The sequence below is a fragment of the Chryseobacterium sp. NRRL B-14798 genome, assembly GCF_050470705.1.
Classification (GTDB): domain Bacteria; phylum Bacteroidota; class Bacteroidia; order Flavobacteriales; family Weeksellaceae; genus Chryseobacterium; species Chryseobacterium cupriresistens.
The window spans coordinates 2,533,853-2,556,092 of record NZ_JBFLUL010000005.1; the positions used below are offsets into that span (position 1 = coordinate 2,533,853).

Here is a 22,240-nt window from a genome sequence, read left to right on the forward strand (position 1 = left end):
TTGTTGCATTAAAATATGAGACAGGTCAGAAATACTCACGCCAAAACTGAAATTTTAAACCTTATTAATAGTTCGGATGTTGCCCTTACCCATTCTGATATTCAGAAGAAACTTGGAGATCTGTGCAACAGAGTAACCATCTACAGGGTTCTGGAAAGGCTTGAAAACGAAGGTGCGATACACAAGATCGTCAATATTGATGGTGTAGTGAATTTTGCAAAGTGCAGTGGAAAATGTACCCATGAACAGCATTTTCATAATCATATTCATTTCAACTGTAAGGAATGTCATTCCGTTACGTGTATTGAAAACGCTATTCCGGAAATCAGTCTGCCGGAGCATTTTATTGCACAGGAATATAATTTTATTATCAGCGGTATATGCCCGAAATGTGCTGATGCCTGAAAAAGAAAAAGGCAGAAAAGCGAATATGCTGATCTGCCCTTTTATTGTAGTGAAATATAAATTCTGTTATAAAGAAGAAATATAGACTTCTATCTTGGTACCGTCATAATTGAAGGTTCCGTCAGAATTCTTTTTACCCAATACCCATTTCATGTCTACAGGTACATTCCATGCTGATCCTAATGAAAAACCGTTAACAGAACGGATTTCATTACCATTTCCCGTAGTAATAGCCGAATGAAAGAATGTTTTGTCGATAAGCCTGTAAAAACCAATGGCTTTTCCTGCCGGAATAGGGGTATATCCATCCCACTTTTCTCCCGCCGGATAATTGAATAAGGTTAACCATTTTTGTCCTGCAGATTCGGCAAGCTGAGTAGGACTTATCCTGGCACCACGCATATACAATGCATAGGCAACCACATCATGACATACTCCACTGTTGTATTTCGAAATATTCTCTTCCCCAGAGAGAATGGAATGAGCAACGGGTGCTCTTTCAGATAGGGATAGCTGAGCCTTCCTGGCTCCTTCTGGTGTTATAAATGACATATTGTAATATTTTGTTTGGTGACGTAAAGATACGGCTTTAAAATTTAATCACTTATGTTAGAAAATATTTTAAGTTTCGGCTCCTATGTTTGCAAAAGAATAAATTTACATACAAAGCAAAAGGGGTGAGAGAACAGTTTTGGCTAAATAACTCAGGAAGTATATTGTGCTTTAGAAATGTCCTCACTTCTTTATTCCTTTTAGAGTTTGAACAGAATTTAAAGAATCGAAAAAGATATCTTGGATAATAATCAGGAGACAAAACGAAGGAAGACTTGCTTTTATTTAAAGATAAAAATATGAGTGCATTAAAACAGGTTGTAGGAATAGATGTAGCCAAAGATGAACTGGTGGCAAGTTTTGGCAAATTAATGGAAGATCTAAGTACAGAAATCAAAGATTATAAAGTTTTTAGCAACAGCGAAAAAGGCTTTGAATCACTTCTTAAATGGGTGTACAGCAAAAAGACACTTAATATAGAGGTTATTTTTGTCATGGAGGCTACAGGGGTGTATCATGAAAGATTTGCTCATTTTCTTTATGCAAAGGAAGAAAAAACAGTCATTGTGCTGCCTAATAAGATCAGTAATTTCATCAGGACTCTGGATATCAAAACCATTACCGATAAAAGCTGTTCCATAGCTATTACACAGTTTGGTTTAAGCAGAAAACTAGAATTATGGCAACCCGCAAACCTTGTGTATAAAGAACTTCAGCAGCTAAGCCGCGAGAAAAACCAGGTTATTCAGGAAAGGGTAAGGTGTATGAATCAGCTGCATGCTGAAAAGACTCAAGCTCTTCCGAATTCAAGAACCATAAAACGGCTGACCGAGCGTATTTCGCTATTGAAAAAACAGGAGAAAGAAATTAATGAGGATATGCTTGCACAGGTAAAGAAAAGTCCTGAGGCTACCAGGGGAGTTAATCTGTTGAGCAGTATTCCGGGTATTGGAAAATCAACGGCAATTGCTGTTTTAGCTGAAACCAATGGTTTTGAGCTAATCAGAAATAAAAAACAACTGGTAAGTTATGCAGGATTAGATATCCGCGAGAAACAGTCCGGAACATCAATAAAAGGTAAGCCAAGAATTAGTAAGAAAGGAAATAAAAATATTCGAAAAACATTACATTTTCCTGCCATGACAGCCGTCAAAATGAATAAAAACCATCAGGATTTGTTTCAAAGAATTACAGAAAAAACAGGAATTAAAATGAAGGGATTGGTTGCTGTACAAAGAAAACTCTTGGAACTGATGTATATTTTATTTAAAAATAAAACTTTTTATCAGATAGATTTTGAAGAAAGTAGGGTAAAAATCAAAGACGTTCACCCTACGCAAGCTAACTCAAGGTCGCTTTTATAAATATAAATGTATAAAAAATATTTGGAAGTTAACACAGAATCTAAAGCCAATGGAAGAATACTTTATAAAATAGGCGGGCTAAAGCCCGCTTCTATTGATATATAAATTAGGTATTATAGCAGAGACAAATGTAAATATTCAATAGGAACGGGCTTTAGCCCGTTTTAACAATTAAATACAGATATGTCGGCTTCAGCCAAAACTTAATATTGGCTAAGTTCAGGCTGAAACCTTTGAAAAATAAATAATAAAATGTGCGGGTTAAAACCCGCCTCTATTGATCAATATAATTAACAATTCATTTAACAATAATACATGCATTCATAGCTGAAAAGTTTCCCCTCTTTAAAAGTAAAAATAAAGAGCCCGGCATCTCCATTCTGAATGTGATATTCGTGTGGAGAAGAAATCCAGCGTGTTGAAAGCAATTCGCCAAAATGGTTGACAAAATCCTTTTCGTTATAATTAGAATCCATACGTTCATTTCCCAGAATCACAGCTTCGCCATTGTTGAAGGACATTTTGTAAATGCTTCCGGAAACTTTTCCTTTATATTCTTCAAAAGCAACCATCATATCAGAGGTTCTGTAAAAATATTGAGGATCCCAGCCGCATTCAGGGGTATTGGGAATGTCTTTTACCTTCTGCATCTCCAGCTGTTTCATCTGTGCATCAGTGATTTTTCCGTCAAAAAGCTTGGTTTCTTGCCATACAAAATGCATATTTAAGGCTTTCAGCTTTTTTTCATAAGCTTCAGTTCCAGGTTTTTTTGCCAGTTGATCTGCCAGAAGAAGTTCAAAATCAATATCTACTTTTGGATTTTCTACACTGGTATTGGATTCTTTCCAGTACTGTAATGCTTGTTTAAGGTTTTTATCTTCCTGCCATGCAATTTCACGTAATCTTCCCACCTGAGCCAGTTCTTTTTCCTTGTTTTTACCTTTAACTGCGAGATAATCTTTAAGAATTCTGTCGTAAGTAAGTCCGGTTCCCAAGTATTTCATCTGGATATATTCCGGATTCTCATGAAAATGATCCCCGATATAAATCCAGCCGTCCTCATATAAAGGAACATAATCTATACAGACAAGTTCGTTTAAAGCAGCCCTGCGTATGGCTGTACTTTCTGTGGTAGGAGCTTTTCGTACACGCAGCTCAGATACCTGCACATAAAAATGTGGACATTGATGTCCTTCTGTTCCTCTATAAAAATACTGAGCGGGTTCGCCGGCAGACTTTTTCCCACGCATGCTTTTTTGTAACGGCTGACGGTCTATAAATCCAATATCACCGTTGCTTACCTGTACTTTGTATTGCGTTTGGGTTGAATCCAGAACATAAACAGGAGCTTCGGTAGAAAATATTCCTAAAAGATCTTTATTTTTTCCACTTTCACGAAAGAGATATCCCCATTCTGACGTATAAACAGGGCGTTGGCCAGGGCTTTGTGCCATGGTATTATAAAAGCAGCACTGAAAAATGCCGGCTGCCAATAGTATCTTATTCAACATATTGTAATGCATATCCACAAAAACGATCCTGTTTTTTGCAGATGGTTCATAATGGTTTCTGTGGTTATTCCTTCAAAAATAATGAAAAATCAGGGTTTATGCCAAAGTTATTGTTATTCAGAATGGGTATAAATTCCATCCTATTCATCTGTTCCCATTGGGTAAAGTAAATAAAAATACTATTTTTATCGGCCAAAAAAGTAAAAACTCATTATGCCCACTGATGCTTCTCTTAAGCTGATTCCGATGACAACTTTCGTGCTGGAATATTATTCACACGAAGGATATGCCGATCTTCAGATTTTGAATCTGATGAATAATTATGCCAATTTCTTAAAGAAGCGTTTAACTCTTGGAATGTTTGTTCCTGTAGACCGTAAAGGAAATATTCTGAAAGAACCGAAAAATTATACCGCATGGAAATCTCTTGACCATAACGATGGAAGAAGAACGGATATTGTAGGTTTTGAAGAATATGCAGAGTACCAGAAGGCTGAGCAGAACTGTATGTTTGAAGGTTTTAAGGTAGATTATAATGGATATTCAAAAGTGAGAATCATTGCTTCATACGACCCTTCTATCGAATTGTCTTTTAATAAAAATGATCTGATCCCTACAGGCTTCAATGATGTAGAATCACTGACGGTATTTGATGATATCTTTTTAACATCCAGTGCATTAAAAGCAATTGGAATAAAACGATAAATTATAGTTGTACTATATAAAAAACCTTTATCAGTACTGATAAAGGTTTTTTGTTTTCTTGTTCTATCTGACACATTCCCCCGAATGGCAGTGGTAGCCTGATGGACAAAGCCCGTTGATGCAGGGACCGGCAGCATCAGGATAGCATCTTTCATCTGCACGGCAATGAGAATGAGGAGGACAAAGGGAAAGCAGATTGCCAAGGCAAACGCCTACAGGAAGAGGAAGATTCAGTTCTATTCCAATGGCTCCGATCATGTTTTTTAATGTTTTTCTGTTTAATTTTTTCATGGCTTTTGTTGTTAGGTGTTAGTGATTTTTTAATATACTTTCAAGTTCTGTAATGAAATCTTTCTGTGCCGGATTGATCCGTTTTTGTGCTTCCTCTGAAGCAAACCACTCCCATTGGTCCACTTCGGGAATTTCAATTATTTTGCCGGATTTGGGCGGCCATTCTAATGGAAAGCTATTGCTGTAAAGATCTGATGTATCAATATCTCCTTCCAGGGCCCATGCATAAACTATTTTTCCTCCTTTTTGTCTGATGGGTGATAATTCTATGAATTGGCCTTCTGCTGCTTTACCTGTTTCTTCTTTAAATTCCGTTAATGCCCTCACTAATGGATCTTCATCAGGAAGAATTTCTCCTTTGGGGATAGACCATGCGCCAGAATCTTTATTTCTCCAGAAAGGGCCGCCGGGATGAACCAGAAAGTAATACAGACTGTCTTTTTCTTTTTTAAAGAGCAGAATCCCGGAACTTGTTTTCATGGGTTTAAATATTTGATTATTAAAGATATAAAAAAAATATAATCAGATGATCAATAAGATCAGCCTTTCTTTTTAACCTGAGAGGGTGACATTTGTTTGTACGTTTTGAATATTTTATTAAAGTGGCTGGCATCATTGAAACCCAGCTTGTCAGCAATTTCACTGATATTATAATGACTCTGAAGTAAAAGCTTTTCAGCCGTTTTTATTTTATATTGTATAATATGCTGTTGTATGGAGAAGCCTGTCTGTTTTTTGATATAAATGCTGATATAATTGGGAGAAAGCATAAATTCTTCAGCCAGGTTCTCAATTTTCATTTTATCAGCATCGAGAGCATTGACATTGATATAGTACATGATCTTTTCAATTTTGTTAAGGTTTTGGGTGAGCCAGTTTTTTGCAGTGGCATTTTGCATTGTATTCCGGATCAAAATAGTCATAATGCTTGAAAACAGATCAGTAGTTATCTCTTTGTTATAGGTATTTTTATGGCTGAATTCATACAGAAGAATCCGGGCAAGCTGTAAAAGATGCTCCCTGTCTGTTTTACTCTTAATCGCCGATTCGTACACGAAGGAATGATCTTCCATCAGGAGCTGTACAATCTTTTTAAGTTCATTTTTTTTATTTAGCAGAAGATTTTCCCAGATATACTGTTCTGTAAATTTTATATAAATGAATTTTGTTTTGTTTTTAATTGAAAATTCATGTCCGTCACTGGGTCTCAGGAGAAAAACATCACCCTTTTTATAAGGGAAAGTAATGTTGTTGAGGTGATGAAATCCTTTTCCGCTTTCTATGATGATCAGTTCATAAAAATTATGATTGTGATATTCAACATCCCAGTTTTCCTTTTCAATGCTGAAAACATTAAAAGAGTTGAAATTAACGATTCGTTTCATAGCAGAATGAATTTTTACAAAATTACCATTAATTTTTACAATATATGCCAATGGATTATTGATGAATTTTGCCTTATCAATACATTCAAAATGAAATATATAAAACAATCAGTATTGCTGCTTGCCTCAGCAATTGTTCTGATGTCTTTTTCTGATCATCATGACAGGGATACAAAAGAAAAAAAGCAACAGCATGAAAAACAGGCTCCGGCAAAAAAATACTGGCCGAATGGTGCTCAATTGGTCATTTCCGTTTCTATGCAGTTTGAGACCGGCGGACAGCCGGAAGGCGCTGAAAGTCCTTTCAGTGGAACTCCTCTTCCTAAAGGACAGCCGGATCTTCCCGCAGAAAGCTGGTACCGCTACGGAGGAAATGAAGGAATTTACCGTATGCTGGATTTATGGAAAAAATATGACATTAAAGTTACCTCTCATGTCGTAGGAACTGCTGCTGAAAAGTATCCTGAAGTCGCTAAAGCTATTGCAAACGGAGGTCATGAAATTGCAGCTCATGGCTTTACCTGGGATAACCAGTGGAATAAAAATTATGCTGACGAACTGAATTTCGTAAAGAAAGGTGTGGATGTTGTTGAAAAAATTACAGGGCAGAAAGCTGTTGGTTATAATGCCAACTGGTTGAGAAGAAGCCCGAATACACTTAAAGTATTACAGGAACTGGGTTTTCTGTATCATATTGATGATCTAAGCCATGATGAACCTTTTATAACTAAAGTAAAAGGAAAAAACTTTGTAGTCGTTCCTTATACGCTTCGTAACAATGATATTGTCAATATTGAAGGGAAACAATGGAGCCCGGAGCAGTTTTTGGCCCAGCTGAAATTTGAATTTGACCGCTTGTATGAAGAAGGAGCTTCCAAAAGGAGAATGATGAGTATCAGTTTTCATGACAGAATCGGTGGAACTCCTGCAATGGTACATGCCATGGAGGAATTTATTCAATATACACAACAAAAACAGGGAGTCGTTTTTATGAGAAAAGATGATATTGCCAAAATGGTGATGAACGATCCCGATACTCCGGTTGACAACAGCGAAGAAAAGTTTAATAAGTAAGGAAGCTGGAAGCTGGAGGAAGGAAGTTATCGAAGTCTGTAAAAACAAATTAGAGATAATTGAAATGATGATAAACACATTGAAAGTGAATCCCAACAGATTTATATCTTCCAGCATCCCGCTTCCATGCTAAAAAAAATACCTTTATGAACAATACAAAAACAGCCTATTTTTTCCTTCGTGTATCGATGGGAATCAACTTTTTGGGACACGGATTGGTTCGTCTCGTGAAATTGCAGGACTTTGCATCAGGAATGATGAAGGGTTTTGAAACAAGCTGGCTTCCGCAGCCATTGGTGCACCTGTTTGGTGTCACTCTCCCCTTTCTCGAATTTACAATCGGCCTTCTGCTGATCATTGGTTTTAAAACCCGAATTGCGGCGATGGCCGGAGCTTCTCTCATTATCCTGCTTCTTTTTGGAAGCAGTACTGTTGAAAACTGGGAAGCAATGGGAATTCAGATGATTTATGCAGGCCTGTTCTATATTCTGATCAGCAGAATTGAGAATAATTACCTGGCCTTGGATCGAAAATAAAAACAGTAAGGCTGAAAAAAGTAAAGAATTACCTGATTATTATAAATTTTTTTACTCTTTATCCAACCACAAAAGTCACAAAAGGTTTCATTTTAATACACTTAAGTTTATTTAGGTAAAATGATATCGCAGGAAAGTTCACATAAGATGATAATCTTTGATTTTCACAAAACTTTGGTGTACTTATTACACACAATGTGTGGCTCTGAAAAAATTGAAGTATTTAAATCTTTTGTGCCTTTTGTGGTTAAAAATGATTCAATGCAGTATTTTTATTTTCTCAGCCTAATTATTTTCCTGCTTTTTTACATTGTTCAGAGATTATGTTACAACTTCCTTAGATTCAGTTACTCTGTTTTTATAGTTATGCCCGAATTTTGTATCAGAAATAAAAGAAACTGAAAGTATTGGGTTTATTTTCAGTGAAATGGGTAATCCTCAAAATTTAAAAATGATGCAAACTATATTAGGAGCCAACGGCCAGATTGGTGAAGAGCTGGCAAGAGAACTGAAAAGGAATTATACTTCAGATCTCCGTATCGTCAGCAGAAAGGCAAAAAAAGTAAATGATACAGATACTGTTTTTTCCGCAGATTTATCAGACAGGGAGAAGGCAGTTGAAGCTGTGAAAGGAAGTGAAATCGCTTATTTTACCCTGGGACTTCCTATGGATACAGGTTTATGGGAAAAGCAGTTTCTGACCATCATGAAAAATGTTATTGAAGCCTGTAAAATCAACGGAACAAAGCTGGTGTTTTTTGATAATACCTATATGTATCCTCAAAATAATGAAGTTTTAACGGAACAAACCGGATTCGCTCCTGTGGGAAGAAAAGGAAGGGTAAGACAACAGATGGCCGAAATGCTTTTAAAAGAAATGAAAGCAGGAACCATAGAAGCAGTCATCTGCAGAGCTCCTGAATTTTATGGTCCCGGAAAAACGCAGAGTATTACCAACAGTCTTGTTTTTAATGCCATTAAAGAAGACAAAAAGCTGAAAGTCCCTTTAAGAGATGATAAATTACGAAGCCTGATCTGGACTCCCGATGCGAGCCGTGCCACTGCTTTGATCGGAAATACACCGGATGCTTATGGACAGACATGGCATTTACCTGTAGATGATCATAAGCTGAATTATAAGGAATTCATTGCGCTGGCTTCTGAGGTTTATGGAAAAGAACTGAAATATTCGGTTATTCCAAAGCTAGCCTTTTCAATCGGATCCTTGTTCAATAAAAATGCAAAAGAGCTGTTGGAACTGCTTCCCAGATATCAATATAATAACCTGTTTGATGATTCAAAATTCAGAAAGAGATTCCCGGGATTTAATGTAACTACCTACAGACAGGGAATTGAACAGATTAAAAAAGAACAGCAAGCGACAAAATAATCACTTAAAATGAGTACCTTAGAAACACCAATACCACAACCGAAGGACAAAATATTCCCATCCTCCGGAGGGGTGGCGAAAATTCAAAGAATTTTTGACGGGGTGGTAAAAAAGAAATAAAATGAAAGCTCCAGAAAAAGTAACCTCCATCACAGCATTACACAGGTATCTGAATCTGAAAAGACCGTCTAATCCTTTGATCAGTGTGTTTGATTTTAATGAAGTAACTATAGATCCGAAGACTGTTCTGAGTACTGTGACCACAGATTTTTACGTGGTTTCCCTTAAAAAAGATTGTGCAGGGAGATGTAAATACGGACAGCATTATTATGATTTTGAGGATGGAATCATGTATTTTATTGCTCCCCATCAGGTATTACAGTTTGAAGATATTCTGCTTTCCGAAGTAAGAGGAAGTGTACTGGTTATTCATCCTGATTTTTTACAAGGTTATCCATTGGCCGCTATCATAAAGAATTATGGTTATTTTTCGTATTCTGCTAATGAAGCTTTGTATCTCTCCGAAAAGGAAGAAAAATCCGTAACGGATATCATGGATAATATCAGCAGGGAGATAGAAGCCAACATGGATAATTTCACCCAGGATTTGCTGGTTTCCAACATTGATTTACTGTTAAAATACTGCGACAGATTTTACAACCGCCAGTTTTTAACACGGAAAAAGGTGAATCATGATCTTTTGACACAGCTTGAAACTTTACTGGATGATTATTTTAAAAATGAAAAACTGCTGATTGACGGGATTCCTACTGTACAATTTGTGGCAGCTCAGATGAATATCAGCCCCAATTATCTGAGTGATATGTTAAGAGTTCATACAGGACAGACCACACAACAGCATATTCAGAACAGAGTGATTGAAAAGGCCAAAGAACTGCTTTCCACTACTACTTTATCTGTTTCTGAAATTGCTTATCATTTAGGATTTGAACATCCGCAGTCATTTCACCGTTTGTTTAAAAACCAAACTACTGTTTCACCTTTAGAATTCAGAAAATCTTTTAATTAATCGTATCATGATGAAAAAAATATTGCTAATCGTAACGAATATAGATCAGTATGCCAGTGGTAAGTTTAAAACAGGTTTATGGCTGAGCGAGCTTAGCCATATATATCATGCGGCAAAGGAAAAAGGATGGCAGATCACCATAGCTTCTCCAAAAGGAGGAAATACTCCTGTTGACCCCGAAAGCCTGAAACCTCTGGTCCTTGATGGAATTTCAAAAAAATATTATGAAGATCCTGAATTCATGAATGAACTGGCCCATACAAAAAGTCTCAATGAGGTAAAGAATGAATCTTTCGACTGCATTTATCTGGCCGGCGGACATGGAACGATGTATGATTTCCCTGATAATACTACTTTACAGACTATACTCAGAGATCAGTATGAAAATAATAAAATGGTTGCTGCAATCTGCCATGGAGTTGGAGGATTGTTGAATGTAGAGCTTTCAGGAGGAGCATATATGATTAAAGGTAAATCGATTACTGGATTTGACTGGTTTGAAGAAACCCTGGCCAGAAGAAAAAATGAAGTACCTTTTAACCTGGAAGCCGCTCTTAAAGAACGGGACGTACATTACAAAAAAGCATTTATTCCAATGACTTCTAACGTTATTGTTGATGGACATTTGATTACAGGGCAAAATCCTTTCAGTTCTAAAGAAATGGCTAAAGTAGTAATTCGTGAGCTTGAAAAATAAAGAGCGGGGATTGACAGTACAATATATGTTGTAAGATAAAGCGAAAAGTAAAACGCAAAGCTTAAAAAAGTAAGCTTTTTAATAAAGTGAGCAAATGGTTGCGACTATGTCGCTGATGAAGGTTTGGCTATACATGCGCTCAAAAAGAATCAATTGCGAAATCTAAATAATTGATGAGAGACTAAGGTATCCTGTATTTAATTTTATCGGAGATAAAATTCTTGCGCTTTACAGCAGTTTTTTATTAATCATGTTGCGTCTTTGCGTTTTCCAAAAACATTTTATATGTAGTTTAAAAAAAAATAAAAAAACGCAAAGTTTTAATGGTTTCAGATTCTTACTAAAAATGAGTAATGATAGTGTCAATACACTGCATCATTAATTTCCCCCCTGATGCCTCAAAATAAAGTAAACATTAAAATCTCTGCGTTTAATACTTTTTTTCTGTTTTTATATTTGTTCTTATGATAAAAATGATTTTGTTATTGTCACCAGACTCATTATAATTACTACTATTCCCACTACCACGAACATTTTCTTTGTCGGAAGCTTTGATGTAAGCATCGCAGAAAACGGAGCGGTAAAAACACCACCCAATAAAAGTCCCAGAACAATATTCCAATGGTGGATACCTATCGTAAAAATAAAGGTAATGGCACTGGTAATGGTTAGTAAAAACTTTGCAACAGTGGAACTTCCCACTACATATCGGGGAATCCTTCCCTCTTTGATCAGCGTTCCGGTTACCAAAGGTCCCCAGCCGCCGCCGGCAAAGGAATCAATAAAACCACCTACAAGTCCCAAAACTCTAAGATTGGTTCTTCGTTTGGTTTTAACTTGTCCTGATTTTTTATCTTTGAATGCATTTCTTAAGATATTGATTCCAAGATAAAGCGTGTAGCAGGCAATAATTGGTTTTACGATGTGAGCATAATGTTCACCATAATGAGACAGTGTTAAAGCACCGATAACAGAACCCACAATAGCCAATGGAAACAGCGCCCATACCATTTTTTTATTGACATTTCCCAGTTTATAATGGCTGAAACTCCCGGCTGCTGTGGTAAAAGATTCTGCGGAATGAATACTTGCGCTTACAACGGGAGGCGGGACATTCAGCAGTAAAAGGATTGTAGTACATATCACTCCATAGCCCATTCCCATAGATCCGGCGACAATTTCTGCCATAAAGCCCGCAAACAGCATCCAGTAAAAAATATGGCCATCTTTATTCAGAAAATGCTGAATATCATCAGATAAATTAAACTGATACACGACAAGGCCAAATAATCCGAAAAGAAGTAAAACACCAATGATGGCCAGATAAATATTGGCTTTTCTCTGGGCTGTTTTGGTGATACTGATCAGCTTTTGAATTTCTATATCCGGTTTTGCAGCAGCTTTTCCTTCGGACAGATATTCTGTTGTAATCTTATTAAGTTCTTTTACTTTATAATTAAAATCGCCTGTCAGTTGATTACGGATATGCTGCATATTGTCCAATACATGATCCATTTCGTCAGGAATCACTTCGGTAAAGGTTTCTCTTAATCTTTTAGCGATGGTTGGAGATTTTCCATTGGTGGAAATAGCTATTTTAAGACTTCCCTTTTTAACAATGGATCCTAAATAAAAATCACAAAGATCAGGTTTATCCGCAATATTGACCAGTACACTTTTTTGCTGGGCTTTTTCTCTGATTTCCCCGGCCAGTTCAATATCATTTACCGCAATAATGGCCAGATCAGTATCGTTAAAATCATGATCGTCATATGCTCTTTCATGAAGTGTTATATTGGAAAACTGATTTTGTAAAGTTCTGACCTCCGGAATGATTTCTTTGGCTACCAGTTTGATGGATGTTTCCGGTGAATTGCCCAGAACAGATTCCAGCTTTTCAAGGGCAACCTTGCCGCCGCCAATGATCAGAAGCGACAGGTTTTCAAGTTTTAAAAAGATGGGATATAAAGAATTGCTCATCCTGATTACAGTTTTAAGTCATAAGTAAAAGCGAGATAATACAGTCCTCCGATTTCAGGACCTGCTGCATACTGGAAGTAACGGCGGTTCAGCAGATTGGTAGCACCTATTTTAATATTTGCACGGATTTCAGGAAGCTTCCATGTTGCCTGTGCATCAATGGTGTAATAAGCGGGAATTTCTCCGGATGCTAAAGGACTTTCCCACATAAAACCGCTCTGCCATCTGGCTACAAGAGTGAATCCTATATTTTTAACAATCTCTCTGTTTCCTAAGCTTACATTTACCATCCATTTCGGAGTGTTGAAAGCTGTAATAAACAGGTCTGAGTTATTATTGGAAGCCAGATCATTATAGGAAACATTGGTGTTGATATTGTAATTTCCTGTGATATTATATCGGATTCCTAAAGATGTTCCGTAGCTTTTGTAGGTACTGTTGCTGTTCGTATAAACCCTGTATCGGTCCTGTTTACTTCTATCGAGCATCGCAAGTACGGCTGCACTGCTTCCTACCTGACTGTTTTTGGGAACAGCCACTTCTACCTGACCAAGGAATCCTTCGTAGATATTGTAATAAAAATCCCAGTCCAGCACCAGTTTATTATTGAAAAAAGTAGACTTATACCCTACTTCAAACGAATTGATTTTCTCCGGCTGTAATTTCTGAAGATTCGCTACCGTTAAAAGCTGTTTGTTATCCTGAGCTGCCTGAGCCTGGGTTTTTCCTGCGTCAACATCAGCGTTTACTGCTGAGGTAAATTTATCGATGGATGCCAGCGTATAAGAGTTTTCCAGATAGCCTAATCCATCATTCACTTTTGAAAGTCCGCCTACTCTTCTTACATTTCCGTTATTCACGAATGAAAGGGCTTCAAATAAAGATGGAAAACGATAGCCGTTTTGAAAAGATGCCCTGAAATTATGCTGTTTTACAGGGGAATACACTACACTTATTCTTGGATTTAGTTTGGCTTCAAATTCCGGGTTTCTGTCGATCCGTAAAGCGGCATTAATTTTTACTTTATCATCGAAGAAAAGCTTGGTAATCTGTGCAAAAGCCCCATATTTCTGATAGATAACCTCTTTCCCGAAAGTACCATTGGCTAAAGGAATGTTTCTTTCATTGACCGGACGGTTGAAATCAACAAAGTTATTTCCATCCGGAGTAATGCTGTACAAACGGTAATCTACTCCTGCAAGAAGGTTGAATATCTTCACAAACCTGCTGAAATCATAGGTCAGTTCCCCCTGATAAAAGCGGGATTTCTGTTCAAGCTTGGCTCCTCCTGTTGCCGGAGCTCCTGCTACTCCTGCATTGGCCGAATCCCAGTTATTAATTCCAATAATGGTATTTTTTAACTGTTCAAAGGCTGCAGTTCCCGGTACAGCCCTGTTTTTATCAGCTTCCTGACGGGCGAGAATAAATGCTTCGTTAAGATTGATTCCGGCATTCAGGCTGTTCTGAAGCGCGGTCTGGAATATATTTTTCCAGTTGGTATTGGAAAGATTCGTCAGATCAAGATTATCTGCCAAAGGTTTGAGATTATAGGAATCTCCTGTATTTTCTATCGATACATAAGCTCTGAAGGTTAATTCTCTTCCTGTGAGTTCTACTTTATGATTCTGAACCGTAGCATTCTGCAGACGGATTTTATTTCCTCTCTGGAAAGTTCCGTCCAGCAAGCCGTAGCGATACACATAAGATGTTCTCCACTGATCTCCGAAACGGTAATATAATCCAGCATCGAACTTGATATTTTTCACGTCAGGGCTTACCAGGTCTTTTTCCAGATATCCTGTCCGGGAAACATTGAATGTGGTAGGTTTTCCATTGTAATCTACTTTTACGGCAACGCGGTTGTTTCTTTCATCTCCATACTTATTCCAAAGATCTTCTGCGGGATTGTTGGGCAAAGCAAAATTAGGATTGGCGGTGACTAATGATCCTGGATTCTGATCTGTCAGATTATTGGATATCCAGTCGGTTCCACTGAAATAAGAGGCATTGACTTTCACTGCAAAGTTTTTATTGATCACTTTTGCAAAACGGACAGCACTTTCTCCCAAAGAACTTATTTTATGGTTCACATTGTCTACATGATTTACTCCGCCACGGAAATAAACACTTATCCCTTCAGAGGTAAACGGATCTTTGGTCTGTAAACTTGCCAGTCCGTTGATGGCATTCATTCCGTACAATGCAGAAGCCGCTCCCGGAGTCACTTCCATAGATTGAATATCCAGTTCTGTAGGTCCTATAGCATTTCCCAGCGGCACTCCCAATGTTGCCGACTGTACATCTACTCCATCTACCAGCTGCATGAACCGGAAATTATTGGGCGAATTAAAACCTCTTGAATTAGGAATTTTCAACGTAAGGCTTGAGGTTAAAAGCTGTAGTCCTTTTACATTTTCCAGGGTTTCATAAAACGAAGCAGCCGGACTTTCCCTGATGGTTTTGATATCAATTTTTTCAATGGCGATCGGAGATCTTAATATTTTTTCCGGAACTCTGGAGGCAGAAATTACCACATCATCAATAATGGTATTCTGAGGGTTTAAGCCTATCGTTATTTTGTTGGAAGGCGAAAGGATTTCAACAGTTTGACTGCTAAAACCATCTTTCTGAACAACCACCCGGAATGGAATGGTAACTCTTGTTCTGATTTTGAAGTTACCCAACTGATCCGTGAATGCGTTATCCTGTGTATTTTGGATCTGTACTTTTACGGAGTCAAGACCTTTGCTTGTTCCTGTGTTTTTGATGCTTCCGCTAAGCTCTATAAGCTGCTGCTGAGCTTCTGCCAGGTTAAAAAATAGAAATGTAAATGCAATAATGCCTGCTTTTGTTAGAAAATTTCCCTGCTTTTTGTTTTTCATTTTTCTTCATTTTTAAGGTTGAGAATGAAGCTGCCTGAATTTTTACATTGATTATTTTTACCACAAAAGGCACAAAAGTTTTTATTTTAAAACAATTTAGTTCAATTATATAAGTTTAAAAATGACACTGTAGAAAAGTTCACATTAGATGAAAATCAAAGATTTTACAAAACTTAGGTGTACTTATTATGCACAAAGTTTGGCTCTTAAAAAGCTTAAGTGTTTAAAACTTTTGTGACTTTTGCGGTTTTGAATCGAAAAACTTCAAACAGCTTTATATGTATCGTTATTTGAGAATCAACAACACATACACATTCGTCCGCTTAAATGAAGAGGTTGAGTTTTTTTGTTTTTTTTCAGATCATAATGAAAATCAGCCATATAATTAATTTAGGTTAAGTAAGTAACGGTATGAAAAATCACCAAATGTTTCCTCTGCCAGTCTTTTCTGTACATAAATCCCGAAAAGCTCATCCAGAGTGGTCAGAATTTCTTCTTCACCAATATTTTCTTTAAATTTTGTATTCAGTCGCATTCCTAAACGGTCTCCACCAATGTGAAGATTGTATTTCCCATAGGCTGTACCTACAAATCCTATTTCAGCATTGGGAGATCTTCCGCAGCCGTTAGGACAGCCGGTCATACGGATCGTGATATCTTCTTCCAGCAAACCATATTTTTCAAGGATAGGCTCTATTTTTGTGACCAGAGAAGGCAGATAACGCTGGGCTTCCGCCAGTGCCAGTGAACAGGTATTTAAAGCGACACACGCAACAGAGTTTTTACGTAAAGCACTTGCTCCGTCAGTATTTTCTGAGATTCTGTGCTCTTTTAAAATAGCTTCGATTTCAGCTTTATCCTTTTCGTCAATATCAGCAAGAATAAGGTTCTGGTTGCAAGTAAAACGGAAATTGGCTTTTCCTGTCTGCGCAATTTTTAGCAACCCTGATTTTAAAGGATATTCTGCTGTATTAAGGATTCTTCCGTGCTCTACAAATACGGTATAGAACCATTTTCCTTCATGATTCTGTATCCAGCCGTAGCGGTCTTTTCTTTGTGTAAACTTAAATTCACGGGCCGGCTCAAAACTGAAGCCTGCTCTCTTTTCTACTTCAGCTCTGTACTGATCGATACCTAATTTATCAATGGTGTATTTTAATCTTGATAATTTCCGGTCGCTCCTGTTACCAAAGTCTCTTTGTACCGTGATAATTTCGTAGACGGCTTTCAATACTTTTTCCTCGGTATCCACAAATCCAAGGATGGAAGCAAGACGGGCATACGTGGCTTCATTTCCGTGAGTGGCACCTAATCCCCCTCCGGCAGCAATATTGTAACCTACGATTTTATCATTTTCGATAATCGCGATTAAGGCAATATCATTGATGAATACATCCACATCGTTATTGGGAGGAACGGCTATTCCAATTTTCAGTTTTCTCGGAAGATATCTGTCCTGATACAAAGGATCTTCCTCTGCTTTACGATCTACCAGAAGTTCATCATCAATCCAGATATCATAATAAGCTTTGGTTTTCGGAAGACACATTTCACTGATTTTACCTGCCAGTTCGTAGGCTTCCTGCTGTAAAGGGGATTCCGAAGGATTGGCTGTACAGGTTACGTTTCTGTTGACATCTCCACAAGCGGCAAGTGAATCCAGATGCTGAAGATTGAAACTTTGAATGGTAGGTCTTAAATGAGATTTTAAAATACCATGCAGCTGAATGGTTTGCCTGGTAGTCACTTTTATCGTTCCCGTAGAATGATCTTCAGCCGTTTCATTCAATCCTACCCATTGCTCCGGAGTTAAAAAACCACCGGGAAGTCTTAACCTGATCATATAAGAATACAGCCATTCCAGTTTTTTGGAGACACGCTCTTCCCTTCTGTCTCTGTCGTCCTGCTGGTACATTCCGTGAAATTTGATCACAGTCTGGTCATCTTCTCTGATGGCTCCGGTGAAGTTATCTGCAAGACTTTCCTTTAAAGTTCCTCTGAGTCCGTTACTGCCGGTTTTAATTTTTTCTACCGGTGAAAGGTTCTCTTTATTGTTGTTCATAATCGTTTCCTTTAATTTTTACGGGTATTTCTTTTTAATACACATCTTTAGCATATCTGCCGCTCAGTTCCATTTCTTCCAGGTAGGTTACAGCATCATCTTTGCTGCGTTTTCCTTCAGTCTGGATAATGGTGAGAAGCGTTTGTTCTACATCACGGGCCATTGGTTCTTTAGCACCGCATACATACACCGATGCTCCGCCTTCAAGCCAGTAAAAAACTTCCTGGGCTTTTTGTTCCAACCTGTGCTGAACATATACTTTTTCAGCTGTATCTCTGGAAAAAGCAAGATCTAAATGGGTCAGACTGCCTGTTTTAAGAAAATCCTGCAGTTCTGCCTGGTAAAGGAAATCTGAAACAAAATTCCTGTCCCCGAAAAACAGCCAGTTTCTTCCTTCTGCACCTGTGGCATCACGCTCCCAAAGGAATGACCTGAAGGGCGCAATCCCTGTTCCCGGACCAATCATGATGATATCTTTATCCGCTTCCGGCAATTTGAAATGTCCTGCTTCCTGAATATAAAACTCTATTTCCCCTCCTTCTTTAAATTCACTCAGAAAGCCACTGCATAACCCATTATGTTTCTGATGGTCAATAAAGAATTCTGATTTAGCAACCGTAATATGAATTTCCGTATCACCATGAGCTTCCAGGGAAGAAGAAATGGAATACAGACGCGGTGCCTGAGCGGTTAATATCTGTAAGATTTCTTCAAATTCGTCTGCATTTTTTACAGGATAAATTCTAAGAAGATCAAGAAGACTTAATCTGACTTCCGGAATGGAATGCCCTGTTATTTTTGCATATTGAGCCACTACAGATTTAAGTAAATAGCTGATGTTAAGATGCTTGAGTAGAAGTTCTTCCACAGTGTCTGTAACTTTTGCTGTTTCAACCTGTTTTTTAGGATTAATTCCAGTGAGTGTAATAATCTCATCTACAACATCTTTTGAATTGAAAGGGATCACTCCCAAAGCTGCACCTGGTTGATAACTAAGCGCTTCTTCTGTTTCAATTTCAATATGATAGGTTTCTTTTTCTGAGGTAATATCGTTCAGATTGATAATGGCTGAAACTTTCCCCTGATATCTTTTTCTTCCGGCGGAAACTTTTGGGGCTGAAATATTTTTTGTACTCTGCCCCGCATTTTTATTGACTGTTTCAAATACATGCTCTATCCAATGGGAAGCTTCCTGTTCGTAATCAATGTCACATTTCTTTAATGGAATAATACGCTGGGCACCTAATATTTCAAAGCGTGAATCCACATCTTCTCCGGTTTGGCAAAACAGAGGATAACTGCTGTCTCCCAATGCCAGAACTCCGTATTTAAGTCCGCTGAGATCAATTTCATTTTCATGAATATAATCGTAGAATTTTTTAGCAAGAGCAGGCGGTTCACCTTCTCCCTGAGTGCTGATGATAATAAAGAAGAATTCCTCTTTTGTAAGATCTTTAGGCTTGTATTGGGAAAGGTCAGCCAGCTTTACCTGAAGCCCTTTTTTCTTTACGATACCGGCCAGTGCAGTAGCCAGTTTCTTACTGTTTCCGGTTTCTGTACCGTAAGCCAGCGTTATTTTCTTTACAGCATTTTGGGTAATACTAATAGTTTCCTGTGGTGGAAGAACACCCGGAAGTGAGGATCCTCCGGCAATACCCGCAAGATATCCGCTTGCCCAGATGGCTTCGTCTCTGGAGAGGTCTCCGGAGATTTGTTTTAATACATTTAATTTAGATTCAGACAGCATATTCAAAGAAATTTTGAGTAGTAGGGATTAGAGTTCCGTTTTCCACTGATTTGAAATAAAGGCCTTCCTGTTCTGCATTTTCAAGCCATGAAAATTCTTCATGCAGATTGACGATTTTGCCAACCACAACCAAAGAAGGGGAAGCAAAGGTTTTGTCTCCGAATTTTTCGTTAAAATCATCAAATGATGACGTATATACCTTTTGGAAAGGAGTCGTAGCCTGTTCAATGACTGCAATTTTTTTATCACCTGAAATCTGAAGTGCTTTCAGTTTTTCTACAAGAGGAGTAAGATTTCCTTTAGACATGTAGAAAACAAGCGTATCATTGGTGAGAGCAAGTTCTTTCCAATACTCTTCAGTTACAATCTCTGATTTATAATAGGTTAGAAAGCGGACAGAAGTAGAATATCCTCTTGCTGTTAAAGGCATCCCTGCAAAGGCTGCTGCTCCTAAAGCTGCTGTAATTCCCGGAATGATTTCGTAAGGAATATGATTTTCTTTTAAAGCCTGTAACTCATCAAGAATATTCGAGAATATGGAAACATCCCCTCCTTTTAGTCTTACGATGGTTTTATTCTGACGGGCATATTCCACCATCAAAGTATTGATATGAGACTGAGGGGTGGAAGCATTTTTGCTGCATTCTTTGCCTACATAGATGATTTCTGTGTTTTCATTAACGTAGGTTTCCAGAATCTCAGGACTTACAAGACGGTCGCATAAAACAACGTCTGCTTCTGCGATTGCTTTTACAGCTTTTACAGTGATCAGTTCAGGGTTGCCGGGCCCTGCACCGATAAGGAAGACCTTTGGTGATTTTATATTTGTTTTCATTGAAGTAGTTGTTAATTAAGGAATTAGAAAAGTCCTTCTACCGACAGATATCTCTCTCCGGTATCGTAATTAATCGTCAGGATTTTAGCGTTAGGTGGTATTTCCGGTAAATGTTTTGCGATGGCTGCTAAAGCGGCTCCTGTAGAAACTCCTACAAAAAGACCTTCTTTTTTAGCTGCGTTAAGGGCATATTCATAAGCTTCTTCTTTGCCTACTGTAATCACTCCGTCTAAAAGGGTAATATCCAGGATAGAAGGTACAAAGCCGGCTCCTAATCCCTGTAATGGATGTGGCGCAGGACTTCCTCCGCTCAGTACAGGAGATAATTCCGGTTCTACAGCAATTACTTTTACGTTAGGAAATTTTTCTTTAACCACTTTTGCTATTCCGGTGATATGTCCTCCGGTTCCTACTCCGGTAATGATATAATCAAGTCCTTCCGGAAAGTCTTTTAAAATTTCCTGAGCAGTGGTTTCTACATGTACTTTTACATTGGCTGGATTGTCAAACTGTCTCGGGATCCATGAATTGGGTGTTTCTTCAGCAAGCTCATTGGCTTTTTCAATAGCCCCTTTCATTCCTTTTTCTCTTGGGGTAAGCACAAATTTTGCTCCGTACGCTTCCATGATTTTACGACGTTCTATACTCATGCTTTCAGGCATAACAAGGATTAGCTTGTATCCTTTCACGGCAGCGACCAAAGCAAGTCCTATCCCTGTATTTCCGCTGGTAGGCTCTATAATGACACTGTCTTTATTTAATAATCCTTTGGCTTCTGCATCTTCAATCATCGCCAGTCCGATTCTGTCTTTAATGCTTCCGCCGGGATTGTTTTTTTCAAGTTTGATCCAGACTTCATGATCTGAACCGAAGAGTTTGTTGATTTTCACGACGGGTGTATTCCCAATCGTTTCTAATGCATTCTGAAATTTCATATCAATGTACTTTTTATTTTTGTTTTTTTAGATCACAAAGGTTAATGATTCCGGTAATGAAGAATTATCCTTTATTTTTATTTCACTTTTGTGGTAGACCAGAGAGTTGGCGGGGACATCCTGTGTAACCCAGACATTTCCTCCGATAATACTTTCCCTGCCTATGGTAGTTTCGCCTCCCAGAATAGTAGCTCCCGAATAGATAATCACATCATCTTCAATATTGGGATGTCTTTTCTGATGGGCTTTTTCTTTGGAAACATTCAAAGCTCCGAGGGTTACTCCCTGATAGATTTTGACATTATTTCCGATAACCGTTGTTTCTCCGATCACAATTCCTGTTCCGTGATCAATGAAAAAAGACTTTCCGATAGTGGCTCCCGGATGAATATCAATTCCCGTTTTACTGTGGGCATATTCTGAGATGACCCTTGGTAAAATTTTCACTTCCTGACTCCAGAGCTGATGCGAGATACGGTAGACATACGTGGCAAAAAAGCCGGGATATGCCAGGTATACTTCTTCCAGTGAATCAGCAGCAGGATCAAATTCCAGAATGGATTTTGCATCCAGCACCAGCTGATCATAAATTTCTGGTAAAGCTTCAAAAAACCGATTAACCTGTTTTTCAGTAAGGGTTTTATCTCCTGTTACCGTATTGATAAGGTCTGAAAGTGTTTTCTGGAGCGCTTCAAAATTTCTTTTCAGCTGATCTTCAGTATTGTCATCCTGAGGAAGGAAGAGTGTTTCATACAAATCCTTGACCCATTTTTTTGTCTTTATTTTATCAAAGAATCCATGAATACTATTGTGTTTGGTCTGGTGAATTCTTTCTATGAGTTGATCGGAAATTGCCATT

20 protein-coding genes are annotated in these 22,240 nt (G+C 38.0%); 8 read left to right on the forward strand and 12 right to left on the reverse strand.

Annotated elements, in window-relative coordinates:
• The first annotated feature begins 15 nt into the window (after window positions 1-15).
• Entirely contained in the window at window positions 16-405 is a 390-nt protein-coding gene (locus AB1278_RS11880; protein WP_429814501.1) for a Fur family transcriptional regulator, read from the forward strand.
• Between the two features lie 66 nt (window positions 406-471).
• Here the strand turns inward: AB1278_RS11880 and AB1278_RS11885 are convergent, their stop codons facing one another.
• Window positions 472-957 carry a hypothetical protein gene (locus AB1278_RS11885; RefSeq protein WP_343641637.1) on the reverse strand — a complete coding sequence of 162 codons (486 nt, stop codon included), beginning with the start codon at window positions 955-957 and terminating at the stop codon, window positions 472-474.
• A gap of 299 nt (window positions 958-1,256) precedes the next feature.
• Between AB1278_RS11885 and AB1278_RS11890 the strand changes: the two genes are divergently transcribed.
• A complete protein-coding gene (locus AB1278_RS11890) occupies window positions 1,257-2,321 on the forward strand; it encodes an IS110 family transposase (protein WP_227944447.1) in 1,065 nt (354 codons plus the stop codon).
• Window positions 2,322-2,623: 302 nt separating this feature from the next.
• Here the strand turns inward: AB1278_RS11890 and AB1278_RS11895 are convergent, their stop codons facing one another.
• A complete protein-coding gene (locus AB1278_RS11895; RefSeq protein ID WP_429814504.1) occupies window positions 2,624-3,832 on the reverse strand; it encodes a hypothetical protein in 1,209 nt (402 codons plus the stop codon).
• A 213-nt stretch (window positions 3,833-4,045) separates the two neighbouring features.
• Here AB1278_RS11895 and AB1278_RS11900 point away from each other — a divergent pair, with 213 nt between their 5' ends.
• Entirely contained in the window at window positions 4,046-4,537 is a 492-nt protein-coding gene (locus tag AB1278_RS11900; RefSeq protein ID WP_062669418.1) for a hypothetical protein, read from the forward strand.
• A 63-nt stretch (window positions 4,538-4,600) separates the two neighbouring features.
• Here the strand turns inward: AB1278_RS11900 and AB1278_RS11905 are convergent, their stop codons facing one another.
• From AB1278_RS11905 to AB1278_RS11915, 3 genes are read right to left on the reverse strand one after another with little or no spacing between them, the layout of a single operon-like run.
• Window positions 4,601-4,828, reverse strand: a complete 228-nt coding sequence (locus AB1278_RS11905) for a hypothetical protein (protein ID WP_062669420.1) — start codon at window positions 4,826-4,828, stop codon at window positions 4,601-4,603.
• Between the two features lie 18 nt (window positions 4,829-4,846).
• Window positions 4,847-5,308: an NUDIX hydrolase gene (locus tag AB1278_RS11910; protein ID WP_202840402.1), complete on the reverse strand. Its 462-nt coding sequence runs from the start codon at window positions 5,306-5,308 to the stop codon at window positions 4,847-4,849.
• A gap of 59 nt (window positions 5,309-5,367) precedes the next feature.
• Complete coding sequence (locus AB1278_RS11915; RefSeq protein WP_429814509.1) at window positions 5,368-6,213, reverse strand: AraC family transcriptional regulator; 846 nt, start codon at window positions 6,211-6,213, stop codon at window positions 5,368-5,370.
• 90 nt (window positions 6,214-6,303) lie between these two features.
• Here AB1278_RS11915 and AB1278_RS11920 point away from each other — a divergent pair, with 90 nt between their 5' ends.
• The 5 genes from AB1278_RS11920 (at window position 6,304) to AB1278_RS11940 (ending at window position 10,940) form a co-directional block, all read left to right on the forward strand.
• Entirely contained in the window at window positions 6,304-7,287 is a 984-nt protein-coding gene (locus AB1278_RS11920; protein WP_343638307.1) for a polysaccharide deacetylase family protein, read from the forward strand.
• Window positions 7,288-7,433: 146 nt separating this feature from the next.
• The gene (locus AB1278_RS11925) at window positions 7,434-7,823 is read left to right on the forward strand and encodes a DoxX family protein (protein WP_343638309.1); all 390 of its coding nucleotides are present in this window, start codon (window positions 7,434-7,436) and stop codon (window positions 7,821-7,823) included.
• Window positions 7,824-8,277: 454 nt separating this feature from the next.
• Window positions 8,278-9,213, forward strand: coding sequence for an NAD-dependent epimerase/dehydratase family protein (locus AB1278_RS11930; RefSeq protein WP_395974879.1), 936 nt, complete (start codon window positions 8,278-8,280; stop codon window positions 9,211-9,213).
• A gap of 121 nt (window positions 9,214-9,334) precedes the next feature.
• Window positions 9,335-10,243, forward strand: a complete 909-nt coding sequence (locus AB1278_RS11935; RefSeq protein ID WP_343638311.1) for a helix-turn-helix domain-containing protein — start codon at window positions 9,335-9,337, stop codon at window positions 10,241-10,243.
• A gap of 7 nt (window positions 10,244-10,250) precedes the next feature.
• Window positions 10,251-10,940 carry a type 1 glutamine amidotransferase domain-containing protein gene (locus tag AB1278_RS11940; protein ID WP_343638313.1) on the forward strand — a complete coding sequence of 230 codons (690 nt, stop codon included), beginning with the start codon at window positions 10,251-10,253 and terminating at the stop codon, window positions 10,938-10,940.
• 462 nt (window positions 10,941-11,402) lie between these two features.
• Here AB1278_RS11940 and AB1278_RS11945 read toward each other — a convergent pair whose 3' ends face one another.
• From AB1278_RS11945 to epsC, 7 genes are all read right to left on the reverse strand, one after another.
• Window positions 11,403-12,920: a TSUP family transporter gene (locus tag AB1278_RS11945; RefSeq protein ID WP_429814514.1), complete on the reverse strand. Its 1,518-nt coding sequence runs from the start codon at window positions 12,918-12,920 to the stop codon at window positions 11,403-11,405.
• A 5-nt stretch (window positions 12,921-12,925) separates the two neighbouring features.
• Complete coding sequence (locus AB1278_RS11950) at window positions 12,926-15,802, reverse strand: TonB-dependent receptor (RefSeq protein ID WP_429814517.1); 2,877 nt, start codon at window positions 15,800-15,802, stop codon at window positions 12,926-12,928.
• Window positions 15,803-16,187: 385 nt separating this feature from the next.
• Complete coding sequence (locus AB1278_RS11955; protein WP_429814520.1) at window positions 16,188-17,864, reverse strand: NADPH-dependent assimilatory sulfite reductase hemoprotein subunit; 1,677 nt, start codon at window positions 17,862-17,864, stop codon at window positions 16,188-16,190.
• 34 nt (window positions 17,865-17,898) lie between these two features.
• Window positions 17,899-19,611: a diflavin oxidoreductase gene (locus tag AB1278_RS11960; protein WP_429814523.1), complete on the reverse strand. Its 1,713-nt coding sequence runs from the start codon at window positions 19,609-19,611 to the stop codon at window positions 17,899-17,901.
• Window positions 19,601-20,446 carry a uroporphyrinogen-III C-methyltransferase gene (gene cobA / locus AB1278_RS11965; RefSeq protein ID WP_429814525.1) on the reverse strand — a complete coding sequence of 282 codons (846 nt, stop codon included), beginning with the start codon at window positions 20,444-20,446 and terminating at the stop codon, window positions 19,601-19,603. Before cobA ends, AB1278_RS11960 begins: the two co-directional genes overlap by 11 nt.
• 23 nt (window positions 20,447-20,469) lie before the next feature.
• Window positions 20,470-21,381, reverse strand: coding sequence for a cysteine synthase A (gene cysK / locus AB1278_RS11970; protein WP_429814528.1), 912 nt, complete (start codon window positions 21,379-21,381; stop codon window positions 20,470-20,472).
• 27 nt (window positions 21,382-21,408) lie between these two features.
• On the reverse strand, window positions 21,409-22,239 hold the full coding sequence (epsC, locus tag AB1278_RS11975; protein WP_429814530.1) for a serine O-acetyltransferase EpsC: 831 nt from the start codon (window positions 22,237-22,239) through the stop codon (window positions 21,409-21,411).
• Window position 22,240: the final 1 nt, after the last annotated feature.

Excerpts from the sequence above, each read along its gene's own strand:
- AB1278_RS11900 (WP_062669418.1), top strand. The coding sequence starts at position 4,046 with ATGCCCACTGATGCTTCTCTTAAGCTGATTCCGATGACAACTTTCGTG.
- AB1278_RS11905 (WP_062669420.1), bottom strand. The coding sequence starts at position 4,828 with ATGAAAAAATTAAACAGAAAAACATTAAAAAACATGATCGGAGCCATT.
- AB1278_RS11955 (WP_429814520.1), bottom strand. The coding sequence starts at position 17,864 with ATGAACAACAATAAAGAGAACCTTTCACCGGTAGAAAAAATTAAAACC.
- AB1278_RS11880 (WP_429814501.1), top strand. The coding sequence starts at position 16 with ATGAGACAGGTCAGAAATACTCACGCCAAAACTGAAATTTTAAACCTT.
- AB1278_RS11945 (WP_429814514.1), bottom strand. The coding sequence starts at position 12,920 with ATGAGCAATTCTTTATATCCCATCTTTTTAAAACTTGAAAACCTGTCG.
- epsC (WP_429814530.1), bottom strand. The coding sequence starts at position 22,239 with ATGGCAATTTCCGATCAACTCATAGAAAGAATTCACCAGACCAAACAC.
- cysK (WP_429814528.1), bottom strand. The coding sequence starts at position 21,381 with ATGAAATTTCAGAATGCATTAGAAACGATTGGGAATACACCCGTCGTG.
- AB1278_RS11930 (WP_395974879.1), top strand. The coding sequence starts at position 8,278 with ATGCAAACTATATTAGGAGCCAACGGCCAGATTGGTGAAGAGCTGGCA.
- AB1278_RS11920 (WP_343638307.1), top strand. The coding sequence starts at position 6,304 with ATGAAATATATAAAACAATCAGTATTGCTGCTTGCCTCAGCAATTGTT.
- AB1278_RS11950 (WP_429814517.1), bottom strand. The coding sequence starts at position 15,802 with ATGAAAAACAAAAAGCAGGGAAATTTTCTAACAAAAGCAGGCATTATT.
- AB1278_RS11895 (WP_429814504.1), bottom strand. The coding sequence starts at position 3,832 with ATGTTGAATAAGATACTATTGGCAGCCGGCATTTTTCAGTGCTGCTTT.
- AB1278_RS11890 (WP_227944447.1), top strand. The coding sequence starts at position 1,257 with ATGAGTGCATTAAAACAGGTTGTAGGAATAGATGTAGCCAAAGATGAA.
- AB1278_RS11910 (WP_202840402.1), bottom strand. The coding sequence starts at position 5,308 with ATGAAAACAAGTTCCGGGATTCTGCTCTTTAAAAAAGAAAAAGACAGT.
- AB1278_RS11885 (WP_343641637.1), bottom strand. The coding sequence starts at position 957 with ATGTCATTTATAACACCAGAAGGAGCCAGGAAGGCTCAGCTATCCCTA.
- AB1278_RS11915 (WP_429814509.1), bottom strand. The coding sequence starts at position 6,213 with ATGAAACGAATCGTTAATTTCAACTCTTTTAATGTTTTCAGCATTGAA.
- AB1278_RS11940 (WP_343638313.1), top strand. The coding sequence starts at position 10,251 with ATGATGAAAAAAATATTGCTAATCGTAACGAATATAGATCAGTATGCC.
- AB1278_RS11935 (WP_343638311.1), top strand. The coding sequence starts at position 9,335 with ATGAAAGCTCCAGAAAAAGTAACCTCCATCACAGCATTACACAGGTAT.
- AB1278_RS11960 (WP_429814523.1), bottom strand. The coding sequence starts at position 19,611 with ATGCTGTCTGAATCTAAATTAAATGTATTAAAACAAATCTCCGGAGAC.
- cobA (WP_429814525.1), bottom strand. The coding sequence starts at position 20,446 with ATGAAAACAAATATAAAATCACCAAAGGTCTTCCTTATCGGTGCAGGG.
- AB1278_RS11925 (WP_343638309.1), top strand. The coding sequence starts at position 7,434 with ATGAACAATACAAAAACAGCCTATTTTTTCCTTCGTGTATCGATGGGA.